Genomic DNA, 14557 nt, shown 5'->3' with positions numbered 1-14557 from the left:
ATAACTGGCAATCCAGGTGGTCCCATCACCCTGGCAAAAATCAGGTCACACTGGTCCCATCCTCATGGCAGGCGACAGCAACCTTCCGGCGAGAGATTGCCGCGGGGCACCACGATGGAAGGTCCTGGGGCGACCGGATCGCCGAGCGTGCGGATTGCGGTCGAGGGGTTCGGCTCATCGTGCTGCTGCTTGATGTATGCATCGGAGATCTCACCACGGGTTTCGCCCGTGACGGTGATTGCGGTCCGATCGACCAGATCGCCAAGATGCGCGAGCAAGGCCCTCGTGCCGCCGGCCGCCTCGAACTCGGTCGTGCGGACGGGACCGTTGGGGCGGATCGCGGCCAGAAGCGGCGTCGAGGGGCCCAACTCGTCGAACAGTCGGTACACGTCGACCGGGGACTCGGCCTCCTGCGCGACTGCCTGCATATGCCGCAGCGTGTTGATCGACGCACTTACCGCCAGGCAGGCACGCACAGCGTTGGCGAATGCGCCAGGGGTCAAGATGTCGCGTGGCCGACGGTCGGCCCGGATGCACTCCACCACAAGGCGTCCGGCATTCTGAGCGTGCTCTGCCATCGCACGACTGCCCGCCGCTACGGGCGCGCTGCCCGGGACCGTAAGGCCGAGCGCCTCGGCGCATAGGTGCATGCTGTTGGCGGTTCCCATTCCGGCGCACACGCCGGGTGAACAGATCGCGTTCTCAGTCATCGCCTTGAAATGCTCTGCGGACAGTTGCCCTTCCACGACGGAGCCGACTGATTCGAAGACGTCCTCGATGTCGACGGGGCGACGCGATAACATGCCGTGCGACTGATATCCGCCGATCACAATGACGGTAGGCAGGTTGAGCCGGGCAGCGGCCATCAGGTGACCGGGAGTCGTTTTGTCGCAGGTGGATAGGCACACCATGCCGTCCAAGAGGGCGCCTTCGACGGCGACCTCGATGTCGTTGGGGATCAGGTCGCGGCCCGGCATCAGGTACCGGCCGCCCTTGCCGGCGTTGGTGATGAAGTCGCTTGGGGCGGTGGTGTGGATGACAAACGGGAGCCCGCCTGCTTCTCGTATGCCAGTCTTGACACGCTCCGCGACGTCATTGAGGTGGCTGAAACAGCTCGACAGTTCCGATGTGGAGTTGACGATCGCGACCTTGGGCTTCTCCATGTCGTCGTCGGATAAACCCAACGCGCGCCACTGCGACCGCCGCACGGCCCAGGCGGTCGATCCGACCTCAAAGTTGCTGCGTAGCGAAACCATCCGGCTATCCCTCTCCTTGTTATCGCGTTGCGGCGTCACATGCCGTGGATGTGTCAACCGAGAAACGCACCTCGTTGCCGAAGTTCATGGCAGACGTACTCGGATGGCACTGACGCGGGTGGCTTCGCGGTGCGCGCGCTGATGGCGGCTGTCAGACCGGCCGCCTCCCCCATGGCCATGCAGGGCGCGGAGACCCTGGCGGAAGCGTGCGCGACGGGGTCTGCGGACAGAGACCTACCGGCCACCATGATGCCGTCGATGGTGCGCGGCAACAGCGAACGGAGGGGGATCTGGTAGAAAACACCGGGCCGCAGCCACTCCCACGTGACTGACTGATCGACTCCGTGGGTCTCCATCGGCCATGCGCAGCAAGCGATCCCGTCGTCGAACCGTGCGCCGGACCGGACGTCATCGCCGGTGAGCGTGTACCTGCCGACGAGGCGTCGAGATTCTCGAATTCCGAGATGCGTGCCGGCGTCGATGACGAAGGCATCGGCGAAACCGGGGACATACCGTCGAAAGACCGCTTCGTACAGGCTGACCTGCTTACGGCCCTCCCGCTCCAGCCACCCGAGTTCCTCCGGTGCCAGCACTGCGCCGTTTTCGGGAACCGGCAGCCTGGTGATGTTGACGTGCACGACGCCGGGACGCACGGAGAACATGCCACCCGCTGTCCGGGGGAGCGATACGCCGTCGGCGATGGCACACTCCAGCGCGGCGCGCAGATCGTCGCGACTCAGCCGTATCGCGGTGTCCGTGTCGACGCCGCCGAACCGAAACATGGCGGTGGGGCTCTGCAGGTCGGGGCGCTGCACGCATTCGACGCCGGCTGCAGCGGCAATGACGGCATCGCCGGACGCGTCGACGAGTGCCGCACAACGCAATTCGCCGCGTCCCTGACCGCTGTAGATACGCACGCCGGTGACCCGATCGCCGTCACAAAGGGGCTCTGCTCCCCAGCTCTGGGCGAAGACGCTGACGCGTGCCTCGGCGACCACGTCGTCGAGAACACGTTTCAGCACGAAAGGGTCGTACGGCACCGTCGAGGTCTGCAGCAGGTCGACCGGTTCGGCGGGCGCCCCACCCGCAGACCGGAGTCGCTCAACTATTTCGGCCGGTATGCTCCCGGCGAGCATCTGCGGGCGGCCTTGCTCGTCCACCATGTAAAAGCCGCACAGGCTGCCGAGGCTGACGCCGGTCATCGTGCCGCCCAAGAAGCCGGATCGTTCGACAAGTGCTGTACGCGCTCCCGCGCGAGCAGCCGATATCGCGGCAGCGACGCCCGCCGTCCCGCCGCCGACGACGATGACGTCGAACTCCGTTTCTCCGGGCACTGGTCCCCTCAACTTTCGTGAATTCGAATGCAGATGATGCCAATGCCTGCATTCGAATGCAAGCCCTTCGTATACTGCGGTCGTGACACCACCGCGCAAGAAGCGACCAACCAGTTACGACGTCGCCGTACGCGCAGGAGTGTCACAGGCGACCGTTTCGCGCGTACTGACAGGCAATGTCAAGGTGTCCGACGATGTGCGGGAACGCGTGGCACGCGCGTTGGCCGAACTCGACTACGAGCCCAACTCGGCAGCTCGCGCAATGAAAACCGGCCACACCGGTCAGATCGGTGTTGTCATGTCGGCGATCACCAATCCGTTTCATCAGGAAATGCTGCGCGAGGTCAGCCGGCGGCTGGTAGCGGCCAACTTGCACCCGGTGGTCTGGTACCTCGACCATGGCGCCGATGAGCTGGCGGTCCAGGCAATTCGGCAGCGAGGAATCGATGGCATCCTGCTGACCTCGGCAACGTCAAGCTCGGCGGCCCTGGAGGCGGCGATCGACAAGCAACTGCCGACGGTGCTGCTGCACCGGACGGTGGACGACTCGTTTTGCGATCAAGTAGGCGGCGACAATTTCCGCGGCGGGTACGAAGTGGCGCAGTACTTTTCCGACAATGGGCACACCCGCATCGGCATGGTCACCGGGTCGCTGATGCTGAGCACGACTCGCGAGCGTGAGCGCGGCTTCCGTGCCGGTCTATACGACTGTGGACTGGATATATCCGAGCAGTCGATGCTTCGCGGCGAGGTCAGCCACGCCACCGGTGTCGCTGCGGCTGAGCGCTTCCTGAGGCTCGACGATCCGCCGACCGCGGTCTTCACGACCAGCGACCTGCTCGCGTTCGGCGTCATCGATGCACTTGAAGCCGCGGGGCGAAGCGCTCCGGAAGACATGTGGGTGGTCGGATTCGACAACACCGAGATGGCGGATTGGACCTCGTTCCAGCTCACTTCCGTCGATCAGCCAATCCGTGAGATGGTCAGCATCGCTGTGGACCTGCTTCGTGAACAGCTCGAAGGGGCCAAGCGACCACCGAAGAAGATTGTTTTACCTTGTAAGCTTGTTGTCCGCCGGTCCACGGCACACGTCGCTTTTGCACCGCGAGCTCACGCGTCCGAAACCGCTGCCGACTCGAAATAGGAATTCGCTCGCGATCCGGATAACAATCATCGTTTCGATGTGAGCCTTGCCACTCGCAGGGGCATGTTATGAATACGAATGCAAAGCTGAGGCGCAGGAGGACTCTATGAAAATCCCGACCGGAATGCTGATCGCAGGGACCTGGCGGGAGAGCAGCGTTTACGAGTCCATCAACGACAAATTCACCGACGATGTGCTTGCGTCTATCGCCGTTTCCGACGAACACCAGGTCAATGAGGCGATGCACGCAGCGCGGGACGCTGCCGAAAGTGGCCTCTCGATCGAAACGCGGGTGGAATTGCTCCGTCGAGCAGCCGACTATCTTGCAGAAGACGCCGAAGAACTGGCGGATCTGATTTGTGGCGAGACGGGAAAGATCCTCGTCGACGCCCGCGGGGAGGTACGCCGAACCGTCGCCCTGCTCCGGACGTGTGCCGAAGAATCGCTCCGGCTCGGTGGTGACGTGATGCCCACGGCCCCCGGCAAGGACGGCAAGCTGGCATTCCGCCAGTACGAGCCGGTCGGTGTGGTCGCCGCAATCGCCCCGTTCAACGCTCCGCTGATATTGATGGCGCACAAGGTGGGTCCCGCGCTTGCGGCCGGTAACGCCGTCGTAGGCAAGCCGGCTCTGGAAGCGCCGATCGGCTCGGTGATGCTGTTCGAAGCGCTGCGGAAGGCGGCCGCGGACGTCCAGGCACCGCCCGGCGTCATTGGACTGGTGCAGGGTGGCGCGGAGGTTGGCAGGTGGTTGATCGAGAGCCCCGAGGTCGATTTGGTGTCCTTCACCGGCGGGGCCCGAACCGGTGACGCGATCGCACGCGCAGTGGGAATGAAGCCAACAGTGTTCGAACTCGGCGGGAACTCGGCGGCGATCGTCGCCCAAGACGCCGATTTGGACAACGTCATCGAATCAGCTGTCAAGCAGTCGTTTCAACATGCCGGCCAGGTTTGTATCTCGCTGCAGCGAATCTATGTGCACGAGGACATCAAAGATGAGTTCACGGGCCGTTTCGTCGAGCGGGCCGGGCAGATCACCGTGGGGAATCCGCATGAACTCGGTACCCAGATGGGTCCGGTATTGCGCGACCACGATGCTGACCGCATCACGGACTGGATCGAACAGGCGTGCATAGCCGGAGGCAAGCGCCTCTTGGGTGGTCGCCGCGAGGGACGGCTGATGTGGCCGACTGTGCTGGCTGACGTTCCCGAGGAGCAGCCGATCGTTGCCGAGGAGGTCTTCGGCCCGGTGGTCTCTATCCTCGGCTATGCCGACGAGGACGACGCCGTCCGTCGCGTGAACGAAGGCCCCTATGGGTTGCAGGCGGGCGTTTTCAGCGGCAGCATCGACCGCGCGTTCAAGCTCGCCCGGGCCATGAAAGTGCGCGGGATCCAGATCAACGACGGCCCGGCCTTCCGCGAGGACACGTGGCCCTACGGGGGCCGGAAGGCGTCCGGGTTGGGCACCGAAGGCCCGCACTGGGCGATACGTGAGATGAGCGTCTCCAAGCTGTTCGTCCTGAACCTCTGACCGCATCCGCGCCAGCGCCCACTCGATCGAGGCTGAGCCTGAGGCCCGCCCCTCGATGAAAACCCAAAGGAGGATAGTGAACGATTTCGCAGGCAAGACAGCACTCGTCACCGGAGGAGCATCCGGTATGGGCCTGGCGACGGTGCGACGCCTCGCCGGCCTCGGTGTCGCGGTCGTGGCAGCCGATGTTCGGTCCGACGCTGTGGACGAGGCGGCACGCCAGCTCGCAGACGCGAAAGGATCGGTACGTGGGGTGCGACTCGACATCACCGATCGAGATCAGTGCGAACAGGTCACCAACGAGGTCCAGCAGATGCACGGTGGGATCGACTACCTGGTCAACTGCGCTGGATCTGCGATGTCATTCACCCCGCTGGAGAAAATCTCAAAGGAGTTGTACGACAGCATCATCCGCGTCAACCTCGACGGCACATTCAACCTGTGTCAGGCGGTCGTCCCCCATATGAAAGCGCGCGGTTCAGGAGCGATAGTGAACTTTGCCTCGGCGGTTGCGGCAAGGCCGCGGCCCGGGCTGTCGCCGTACACCGCGGCGAAGGCCGGCGTCATCGCCTTGACAAAGACTCTTGCCCTGGACTTGGCCGAAGAGGGCATCCGGGTGAACTGCATCCTGCCGGGGGCGACGGATTCGCCTATGCTGCCCAAGTTTGTCGGGGAGGACGCTGATCTCGACGCCGCGCGAGCCGTCTATATCTCCTCGATTCCGATGGGGCGCTTAGCTACCCCGGAGGACATCGCCGGAGGAGTCGAGTACCTGCTCTCCGACAGTGCCGGATTCGTCACCGGCGAAACACTGTCGATCGACGGCGGCCGCGGGGTCTGAGCAGCCCCCTTCTGCGCGGTCGTGCGGGCCTTATCAGGCCAGTCGCAACAACTGAATCAATTCGTTCGCGTAGGTGAGCACCCCTAATCGCCTGTGCGCGTAGCAACGTCGCAGGCAACGCCCTCACGAGGAGGCACACATGGCCGGAGTTCGCAAGGAAGCGCCGACGGTCGCAACAACCAATCGCGACGCCCATGTCGCTGCAGACGGCAAACCAATCTCGCCGGGTGCTGTCTCGGAATCCGCCGAGGCCGGGGTGAAGAAGGACATCCATGCCGCCAAACGACCGATCGTCGCGGCATGCATCGGTAACGGCATTGAGTGGATGGACTACGCGATGTACGGGTATCTGGCGCCCGTACTTGGCGCTTCCTTCTTCCCGTCCGAAGACGCCACGACTCAGTTGTTGACCGCGTTCGCAACCTTTGCTCTTGCGTTCGTCATTCGCCCGTTCGGCGGTCTGCTCTTTGGTCCGATGGGTGACCGAATCGGCCGCAAGAAGACGCTGGCCGTGATCATCATCCTGATGTCTGGCGCTACGTTCCTCATCGGGTGCCTGCCTACCTACGCCGCCATCGGTGTCGCCGCGCCCGTCCTGCTGATCCTCCTGCGGCTGCTGCAGGGACTTTCGGCAGGCGGTGAGACGGGAACTGCCTACACGTTCCTTGCCGAATACGCACCCGAGAAGCGCCGCGGTTTCTTCACAAGCTTCGGCAACGTTTCCGCGTTCATCGGCGCACTTCTAGGCTCCTCGCTGGTCACCGTCGGGTTTTTCGCCCTCGGTGATGCCGGCATGGAGTCGTGGGGCTGGCGCATTCCGTTCATGATCGCGGGACCGCTGGGTTTGGTTGGTCTGTACTTGCGGCTCCGGATTCAGGACACGCCGGAGTTCCAGGTGATCGAGGCTAAGCGGGAGCTGGAAAAGGCACCTGTTCGGGCGGCGGTGCGCACCCATTGGAAGGGGATGATCCGATGCGGCCTGGTCGGTGCGCTGCACGGGGTTGGCTTCTACACGGTGCTGACTTACCTGCCGAGCTTCTTGTCAGATATCGCAACGATTGGCAGCGTGGCCGCTTTCATCGGATCCAGCGTGGCGCTGATTGCCGCAATCATCGTCTTGCCCCTCGCCGGCCAGCTATCCGACAGGATCGGTCGCCGACCACTGATCATCGCAACGTGCTGTGCATACATTGTCTTGTCCTTCCCGATCTTCTACATGCTCTCGACCGGCAATCTGATCATTTCTCTAGCGGCGCTGGCGCTCCTGGGCGTGATCTTCGGAAGCTACGCCTCCGCGCCGTTCGCCTTCATGGCTGAAATGTTCCCCACCAACGTGCGCGTGAGCTGCTATTCGTTGGGCTACAACGTCTTTGCTGCATTGCTCTCGGGCCCGACAGCTTTCATCGCGGTGTATCTCGTTGACAAGACCGGAAGCGACACGTCTCCAGCCTTCTACGTCATGTTCGTTGCGGTGCTCGCACTTGTCTCGACACTTCTGAGCCGTGAGACGGCTGATAAGCCGTTAAGCCAGTGATTTCGGCGCGCTAACCGGCGCTCAGCGCACGTGAGCGCGCCGAAATCGCATCGGTGAACGCGTCGAGCGGGGTCGACCGTGCTATCTCGGCGCCGACGCGCGCGGCCGCCTCGCGGCACAAGCCCGCCTCGCGCACCGCTTCGACGATCGCCGACGGCGTCGGATGCGCGGTGCCCAGGTTGACACCGACGCCGGTGTGGCCGACGCGCGCGGCGACCTCGGCCTTGTCGGCCGTCTCGCCCGCGACGACCACAGGTATGCCGTAGCGCAGCGCGTGCTGGACGCCGCCGTAGCCGCCGTTGGTGACCATCACATCCACATGCGGCAGCAGCATCGAATACGAAATCCATTCCGCTGCATAAACATTCGCCGGAAGCCTGTCGGGTAGCCGTCGCATGCCGCCGCGGCCAGTCGTGGCGACCACGACCACGTCGTCCCGGCCGGCGAACGCCCGCATCGTCGGCAACATCAACTGCTCGAAGTCGCCGTTGTCGAGCGTGCCCTGCGTGACGTGTACGACAGTCTCGGCGTGCAGCACATCCGCCCACCACGGCGGCGGTTGGAAGCCCTCGGCCGACTCCGCCAGCACCGGGCCGATGAAGTCGACGTTGTCGGGCAGGTCGCGGCGCGGGTACTCGAAGTCGGGGACCGTGAGCTGCAGCATGCGATCGGCCAGCCGCGGCCAGTCCATCAGCGAGACGTCGATGCACGCCGCGCCCACACTGTTGAGCGCGGCGTTGAGCTCATTGTGGATGTCCCTGAACATGATTCGGTGCACGACGAGGTGCATGCCGCCGTAGTCCATCCCCGGCCGCGGCGTCCACGCCATCCCGAACGGAGCGGTGTCGGCACTCGTCAGCGTCAACGGCCCGACGCCGCAGACCAGCACCGCGGGCCGCGGCCGGTCCGAAGCCAGTAACGTCAAGGCTCCCGTGAAGGCCAGATCGACCAACACCACGTCGGTGGAGGCGATCAACCGGTCAAGCGCGCGGTACTGCGCGGCGAGCGGCGCGATGAACGTCGCCCTGATGTCGGCCTTGCCGAAACGGAAGCGCCGAATCAGGTTCGGCAGCAGACGGTTCAACAGAGATGGCGAGGACGGAGCAGCGGGGCATGCGTCCGGGTCAAGTGGCTCGAAGGCCAGCCGCGAATGTTCGACGATGTCGCGGTGTCCTTCGTCGGTCAGCACGGTGACCGTGTGGCCGCACCGCTGCAGGTGCGCGCCGATCAACACCATCGGCAGCACATGACCGGACAGCGGACTGGCTGCGACGATGATGCGAGCCAACGATCCGTCCTCGAGGGTCGACGAGCAGCCATCGGTCGACCGCTTCGGTTCCTACTCTTTTCACCGGTCGAGCGGTTCTCAAACGGCCTTGTCGTGTGATCCGGCTCGCGCTAGCCCACGAACGTATGGCCTATGTATGCGGATGGCCGCGATCGTGTCCCTAGCCCATACGCTCGCGACAGAAACTGGCCCAGGCTAGTCCAATAGGGCCGCGCGCAGCTTCCGCACGTGCTCACGGGTGATGCCGGCCGCGTCGAGGTAGGCAGAGAGCGAGCCGAAGTCCTCGGCGATCGCGCGCCACGCCGCATCCAGGTAGTCCTCCCGTACGCCGAGCACCGCGTCGGTCAGCCGCGCTTCGGCGACCTCTGCGGCCTCGGGCGCCTCGGCCATCCGGGTCCGGATCGTCTCGACGATATGGGCCCGCAGCTCCGGTACGGCGTCGTTGCTGGCCAGGTAGTCCGCCATGACGGCGTCGCGGTCGACGCCCGCGGCCTCCAGCACCACTGCGACCGTGAACCCGGTCCGGTCCTTGCCCGCGAAGCAGTGCGCCAGCACGCGGCCCTCGTCGCCGAGCATGGTGACCACCTTGTGCACCGCCCGCTGGGCCAGCGGCGAGCGGGCGATGCGGCCGTACTCCTCGGTCATGTAGCGGGCGGCGGCGCTGCTGACCGACTCGTCGTCGGGCTTCTCGGTCAGCATCTTCTGGAACGTGTATTCGTGCGGCGCGTCGGCGTCGGCGGCGATGGTCTCCACGAACGGCAGGTGATGGATCGTCACACTGTCGGGGACCAGGCCTTTCCCGTGGCGCTCCAACTCGGGGCCCGAGCGCAGGTCGGCGACATCGGTGACGCCGAGGCGCGACAGCGTCTCCCGGCCGGTGTCGTCGAGGCGGCTCAGCTCACCGGACCGGAACAGCCGGTTCGGCCGGATGGCCGCCCGCTCCGATACGTCGCGGAAGTTCCACGTTCCTGACAGCGCCGGCACTAGCCCGTCACCGCCTTGTCGGACTGGCCACACACCGCGGCCGCGAACGCCGACTTCTCCTTGCCCAACTCGGCGCGGGCGATGGTGCGCATGTGCACCTCGTCGGGGCCGTCGAACAGGCGCATCGCGCGGTGCCAGGCGTAGAGCCGCGCCAGCGGCACGTCGTCGCAGATGCCCATCCCGCCGTGCACCTGGATTGCGCGGTCGATGACGTTGCAGGCGACCTGCGGCGCCACCGCCTTGATCTGGGCGACCAGCAGCTGGGCCTCCTTGCTCTTGTTGCCGTGCTGGTCGATGGTCCACGCCGCCTTGTGGCACAGCAACCGGGTCTGGTCAATTTCGTTGCGCGACTTGGCGATCGACTCCCGCACCACACCCTGTTCCGACAGCGGCCTGCCGAACGCGACGCGTTTCTGCACGCGGGCGACCATCAGGGCCAGCGCGCGTTCGGCCGCGCCGATGGCCCGCATGCAGTGGTGGATGCGGCCAGGCCCGAGCCGCGCCTGGGCGATCGCGAAACCGCTGCCCTCCTCGTGCAACAAGTTCGATGCAGGCACGCGCACGTTGTCGAAGACGATCTCGCAGTGCCCGTGCTGGTCCTGCCAACCGAACACCGGCAGCGAACGCTGGATGTCGACGCCGGGGGTGTCGGTGGGCACCAGGATCATCGACTGCTGCTGGTGGCTGGCCGCGTCGGGGTTGGTGCGACCCATGACGATCATGATCTTGCAGCGCGGATCTGCCGCCCCGGTGATCCACCACTTGCGGCCGTTGATGATGTAGTCGTCGCCGTCACGCAGGATCGTGGTCTCGATGTTGCGGGCATCGCTGGAGGCCACCGCGGGCTCGGTCATGGCGAAGGCGCTGCGGATCTCACCGGCCAGCAACGGTTCGAGCCACTGCTTGCGCTGCTCCTCGTTGGCGAACAGATGCAGGGTCTCCATGTTGCCGGTGTCAGGGGCCGCGCAGTTGGTCGCCTCGGGCGCGATCTCCATGCTCCAGCCCGTCAACTCCGCCAGCTGCGCGTACTCGAGGTTGGTCAGGCCGGACTCGGCGGGCAGAAACAAATTCCACAGTCCCCGCTCTTTGGCGACCTTCTTGAGCTCCTCGATGATCGGCGGGACGGTGTGGTCATCGGGCCCGGCGGCGCGCCGGTATTCCTCGTAGGACGCTTCGGCGGGGAAGACGAATTCCGTCATGAACGCCGAAAGCCGCTCGTGGTAGTCCGCCGCCTTGGCCGACATCGCGAAGTCCATGTGAGCCACACTAACGGTCCGCAGAATGAGCTGATGACCGAGAGCCGTCCGCCGTTTCCGCCGTTCACGCTCGACACCGCTCGACAGAAGGTGCAGGCCGCCGAGGATGCCTGGAACACCCGCGACCCCGAGCGCGTCAGCCTCGCCTACACCGTCGACTCGCACTGGCGCAACCGCGACCAGCACATCGTGGGCCGTGAGCAGATCGTCGCGTTCCTGACCCAGAAGTGGCAGCGCGAGCTGGACTACGTGCTGCGCAAGAGCCTGTGGGACTTCCACGACAACCGCATCGCCGTGCGCTTCCAATACGAAAGCCACGACGCGGCGGGCCAGTGGTACCGCAGCTACGGCAACGAGCTGTGGGAGTTCACCGCCGACGGGCTGATGGCGCGGCGCGAAGCCAGCATCAACGACGTGCCCATCGTCGAGTCCGAGCGCCGCTATTTCGGCCCGCGGCCGGAGGCGGAATACGGCGTCGACATCCCGCTGTGGTGACGCGCTAGGTCGGGTTGTGCGGGGTGGGACTCTGTCCCGACTCCCACTTGGACTCCATGGCGTGGGTGACGACGGTGCCCGCCGGGATCTTCAGCTGGAAGGTCTCAGCGTTGTCGTCTTCGAAGGTGACGATGTAGACGGCGGCGCCGTCGTCGTTGAAATCCTTGAACACCACCTTCGCCGGCCTCTGCTCACCGTTGCCGGGTCGACGGTGATGAAGTCGCCCGGCGCGACGTCGTCGATGCGGTCGCTGGAGATGTTCGACATGTCGCCGACGGTACGTGAACCGGCCGCACGCAGAGTGAGGCCCTCCCCGAAATACGCCGCCCGGGGAGGGCCTCTGTGGAGGGGGGCTTACTGGTCGAACAGGTACGCGTGGCCGTAGCCGTGGTGGTAGTACCAGCCGGGCATCGCGTTCGGCGCCGGCGTCGCGTAGGTGTCCGGGGTCGCGACGATCTCGGTGTTCGGTCCATTTTGCGTCGTGGTGACGGCTGCGTTTGCCACGCCGGACAGGCCGAGGGCGGCGCCCGCGAGGATGCCTGCCGAGACGGCGGGGAGGGCGATGTAGCGGGCGATCTTGGTGGTCATTTCTGGTTCCTTTGTCTGCGTTGGTTTTTCGGTTTGTCCGCCGTGGTTCTCGGCGTTGATTCAAGAATGCCGAAGCCCGCTGGGGTTGGCTGTCGGCTGACCGGCTGAACACTCGGGGGAGTTTGTTGTCCCCCAATCGGGGGAAGTGAGGGCGTTAGCTGTGCGATTCTGAACCGCATGGTCACCGAGAAGGTGCGGGTGGTCGTTGGCGACGATCACCCGATGTTCCGCGAGGGCGTCGTGCGGGCGCTGGTCTCCAGCGGGGAGATCGACGTCGTCGCAGAGGCCGAAGACGGTCGTGAGGCGCTGGAACTCATCCGCACCCATCAGCCGCAGGTGGCGATGCTCGACTATCGGATGCCGGGCATGGACGGCGCCGAAGTCGCCGCCGCGGTCACCCGCGACGAGTTGCCGACCAGGGTGTTGTTGGTGTCGGCGCACGACGAATCGGCGATCGTGTACAAGGCGCTGCAGGAGGGCGCGGCGGGCTTTCTGCCGAAGGAGTCGACCAGAAGCGAGCTGGTCAGCGCCGTGCTGAAGTGCGCGAAGGGCAAGGACGTCATCGCACCGGAACTGGCCGCGGGGCTGGCGTCGGAGATCCGGCGGCGCAACGAGCCTGACGTGCCCGCGCTCAGCCCGCGTGAGCGCGAGGTGCTCAGGCTCATTGCGGCAGGCAGCAGCATCCCCGCGATGGCCAAGGAGTTGTTCCTCGCGCCGTCCACCGTCAAGACCCATGTGCAACGGCTGTACGAGAAGCTGGGCGTGAACGACCGCGGCGCAGCGGTCGCCGAGGCCATGCGTCGCAAGCTTCTGGACTAGCGGTGCAGGCCTCGATCGATCGGCTGGTCGACTACTTCGCGACCGAACCCGTCCGCGTCTCGGCGATCCTGCGGCTGCCGCTGATCGGCCTGATCGCGGTGCTGGTGTGGATCTGGGAGGTCGATCACTGGCTGCCCCAGCTGTACGTGGTGATCCTCGGCGTTTACGCGATCGCTGCCCTCCTGTGGCTACTCGCCGTGATGCGCGGGCCGGTGCCGCGCTGGGCGGACTGGGCGTCGACGGCGGTCGATCTGCTGGTGATCCTGACCCTGTGCCTGGTGTCGGGCGGTGCGACGGCCGCGCTGCTGCCGGTGTTCTTCCTGCTGCCGATCTCGGTGGCCTTCCAGGATCGCCCGCTTCTGACGGCCAGCATCGGAATCATCACCGCCGCAGGCTATCTGGCGGTGTGGATCTTCTACTCCAAGCGTGATGACACCGTCGGGCTGCCGAACATGGTGTACACGCACTTCGGGTTTCTGTTGTGGCTCGCGGTTGCGACGACTGCGCTGTGCTTCGTGCTGGCGCGACGGGCCGTGCGCGTCAGGGCATTACAGGAAGTGCGCAGGCAGTTGGTGTCCGAGGCGATGGCTTCCGACGAGCGGCACAACCGCGAGGTGGCCGAGCATTTGCACGACGGCCCGCTGCAGACGCTGCTGGCCGCGCGGCTTGATCTCGACGAGGCCCGCGAACGCCATCCCGATCCCGCTTTGGATGCGGTGTATCAGGCCCTGCAGGAGACGGCTTCCGGCCTGCGCTCGACGGTCACCGAACTGCATCCGCAGGTGCTGGCGCAGCTGGGGCTCACCGCTGCGCTGCGAGAGATGGTGAAGCAGTTCGAAACTCGCACCGAGATCGCCGTCGAGACCGACCTTGAGGACGTCGGCAAGCCGGAGTCGCAGCAGCTGCTGTACCGCGCCGCGCGTGAGCTGTTGACCAACATCTCCAAGCACGCGGGCGCATCGTCGGTGCGGGTGTCGTTGAAACGAGACGGCGAGCGCATCAGGCTGACCGTCGGCGACGACGGGCGGGGATTCGACCCCGCGGTCGTCAATCAGTATGTGGCCGATGGCCATATCGGGTTGGGCTCGCTGCTGGCGCGGTTCGACGCGATGGGCGGGGCGATGGAGATCGACTCGCGGCCCGGCGAGGGCACCGTCGTCACCGTCACGTCGCCGCCGGAGCCGGTCGCCATCTCTCGCGAGCAGACGTGAATGCCCGCAAAAGCCCAGGCGATTTCAGGCAGTGGATGCAACAGCGGGTGGTTTTGGCGGGTTTGAGAGTAGCTCGTCGAGGACTTCAGCGGGTTTCTTCCAGCCGAGGGTTTTGCGGGGTCGGGTGTTGAGTTGGGCGGCAACGTAGTCGAGGTAGTCGGCCGGGAACACTGATAGGTCGGTGCCTTTAGCAAAGTATTGGCGCAGCAGCCCGTTGGTGTTCTCGTTACTGCCGCGTTGCCATGGCGAGTGCGGATCGCAGAAGTAGATATCGAGCTC

The 14557-nt window shown here is 65.2% G+C and carries 14 protein-coding genes and 1 pseudogene; 7 read left to right on the top strand and 8 right to left on the bottom strand.

All coding sequences use genetic code 11. The features are described 5' to 3' along the window. Nucleotides 1-62: 62 nt before the first annotated feature. Together CQY20_RS30835 and CQY20_RS30830 are read right to left on the bottom strand one after the other, a co-directional pair. On the bottom strand, nt 63-1256 hold the full coding sequence (locus CQY20_RS30835) for a dihydroxy-acid dehydratase domain-containing protein (RefSeq protein ID WP_097944684.1): 1194 nt from the start codon (nt 1254-1256) through the stop codon (nt 63-65). Nucleotides 1257-1309: 53 nt separating this feature from the next. Further along, nucleotides 1310-2590 carry an FAD-dependent oxidoreductase gene (locus CQY20_RS30830; protein ID WP_163701034.1) on the bottom strand — a complete coding sequence of 427 codons (1281 nt, stop codon included), beginning with the start codon at nt 2588-2590 and terminating at the stop codon, nt 1310-1312. 82 nt (nt 2591-2672) lie between these two features. Here CQY20_RS30830 and CQY20_RS30825 point away from each other — a divergent pair, with 82 nt between their 5' ends. The 4 genes from CQY20_RS30825 (at nt 2673) to CQY20_RS30810 (ending at nt 7637) form a co-directional block, all read left to right on the top strand. Further along, on the top strand, nt 2673-3734 hold the full coding sequence (locus tag CQY20_RS30825) for a LacI family DNA-binding transcriptional regulator (protein WP_097944680.1): 1062 nt from the start codon (nt 2673-2675) through the stop codon (nt 3732-3734). A gap of 106 nt (nt 3735-3840) precedes the next feature. Next, nucleotides 3841-5262 (top strand): aldehyde dehydrogenase family protein, encoded by a 1422-nt coding sequence (locus CQY20_RS30820; RefSeq protein ID WP_097944678.1) that lies wholly within the window; start codon nt 3841-3843, stop codon nt 5260-5262. Between the two features lie 76 nt (nt 5263-5338). Then, entirely contained in the window at nt 5339-6103 is a 765-nt protein-coding gene (locus CQY20_RS30815; RefSeq protein ID WP_163701031.1) for an SDR family NAD(P)-dependent oxidoreductase, read from the top strand. Between the two features lie 139 nt (nt 6104-6242). Next, on the top strand, nt 6243-7637 hold the full coding sequence (locus CQY20_RS30810) for an MFS transporter (RefSeq protein ID WP_097944674.1): 1395 nt from the start codon (nt 6243-6245) through the stop codon (nt 7635-7637). A gap of 10 nt (nt 7638-7647) precedes the next feature. Here the strand turns inward: CQY20_RS30810 and CQY20_RS30805 are convergent, their stop codons facing one another. From CQY20_RS30805 to CQY20_RS30795, 3 genes are all read right to left on the bottom strand, one after another. Then, on the bottom strand, nt 7648-8925 hold the full coding sequence (locus CQY20_RS30805) for a nucleotide disphospho-sugar-binding domain-containing protein (RefSeq protein ID WP_234816488.1): 1278 nt from the start codon (nt 8923-8925) through the stop codon (nt 7648-7650). 195 nt (nt 8926-9120) lie between these two features. Next, nucleotides 9121-9909, bottom strand: coding sequence for a tyrosine-protein phosphatase (locus tag CQY20_RS30800; RefSeq protein ID WP_097944672.1), 789 nt, complete (start codon nt 9907-9909; stop codon nt 9121-9123). Beyond that, complete coding sequence (locus CQY20_RS30795; protein ID WP_097944670.1) at nt 9909-11165, bottom strand: acyl-CoA dehydrogenase family protein; 1257 nt, start codon at nt 11163-11165, stop codon at nt 9909-9911. The genes CQY20_RS30800 and CQY20_RS30795 overlap by 1 nt, the downstream gene beginning before the upstream one ends. A gap of 33 nt (nt 11166-11198) precedes the next feature. Between CQY20_RS30795 and CQY20_RS30790 the strand changes: the two genes are divergently transcribed. Then, nucleotides 11199-11660 (top strand): nuclear transport factor 2 family protein, encoded by a 462-nt coding sequence (locus CQY20_RS30790; protein ID WP_097944686.1) that lies wholly within the window; start codon nt 11199-11201, stop codon nt 11658-11660. 4 nt (nt 11661-11664) lie between these two features. Here CQY20_RS30790 and CQY20_RS30785 read toward each other — a convergent pair. Together CQY20_RS30785 and CQY20_RS30780 are read right to left on the bottom strand one after the other, a co-directional pair. After that, nucleotides 11665-11927 (bottom strand): annotated as a pseudogene (locus tag CQY20_RS30785) (hypothetical protein). An 87-nt stretch (nt 11928-12014) separates the two neighbouring features. Continuing rightward, nucleotides 12015-12248, bottom strand: coding sequence for a hypothetical protein (locus CQY20_RS30780; protein WP_097944668.1), 234 nt, complete (start codon nt 12246-12248; stop codon nt 12015-12017). A gap of 177 nt (nt 12249-12425) precedes the next feature. On the opposite strand from CQY20_RS30780, the gene CQY20_RS30775 reads away from it, so the two are divergent. Continuing rightward, nucleotides 12426-13067, top strand: a complete 642-nt coding sequence (locus CQY20_RS30775; protein ID WP_165789319.1) for a response regulator — start codon at nt 12426-12428, stop codon at nt 13065-13067. Between the two features lie 2 nt (nt 13068-13069). Further along, nucleotides 13070-14278, top strand: coding sequence for a sensor histidine kinase (locus tag CQY20_RS30770; RefSeq protein WP_097944664.1), 1209 nt, complete (start codon nt 13070-13072; stop codon nt 14276-14278). 24 nt (nt 14279-14302) lie between these two features. Here CQY20_RS30770 and CQY20_RS30765 read toward each other — a convergent pair. Further along, on the bottom strand, nt 14303-14557 hold a 255-nt coding region (locus tag CQY20_RS30765), incomplete at its 5' end, for an IS30 family transposase (protein WP_109789712.1).

Source organism: Mycolicibacterium agri, from assembly GCF_002553505.1.
Classification (GTDB): Bacteria; Actinomycetota; Actinomycetes; order Mycobacteriales; family Mycobacteriaceae; genus Mycobacterium; species Mycobacterium agri.
This window is presented reverse-complemented; position numbering and strand designations above follow the sequence as displayed.

Bases quoted from the DNA above. Each gene is read 5' to 3' on its own strand.
- CQY20_RS30835 (WP_097944684.1), bottom strand. From the start codon at position 1,256: ATGGTTTCGCTACGCAGCAACTTTGAGGTCGGATCGACCGCCTGGGCC.
- CQY20_RS30820 (WP_097944678.1), top strand. From the start codon at position 3,841: ATGAAAATCCCGACCGGAATGCTGATCGCAGGGACCTGGCGGGAGAGC.
- CQY20_RS30810 (WP_097944674.1), top strand. From the start codon at position 6,243: ATGGCCGGAGTTCGCAAGGAAGCGCCGACGGTCGCAACAACCAATCGC.
- CQY20_RS30795 (WP_097944670.1), bottom strand. From the start codon at position 11,165: ATGGACTTCGCGATGTCGGCCAAGGCGGCGGACTACCACGAGCGGCTT.
- CQY20_RS30790 (WP_097944686.1), top strand. From the start codon at position 11,199: ATGACCGAGAGCCGTCCGCCGTTTCCGCCGTTCACGCTCGACACCGCT.
- CQY20_RS30780 (WP_097944668.1), bottom strand. From the start codon at position 12,248: ATGACCACCAAGATCGCCCGCTACATCGCCCTCCCCGCCGTCTCGGCA.
- CQY20_RS30775 (WP_165789319.1), top strand. From the start codon at position 12,426: ATGGTCACCGAGAAGGTGCGGGTGGTCGTTGGCGACGATCACCCGATG.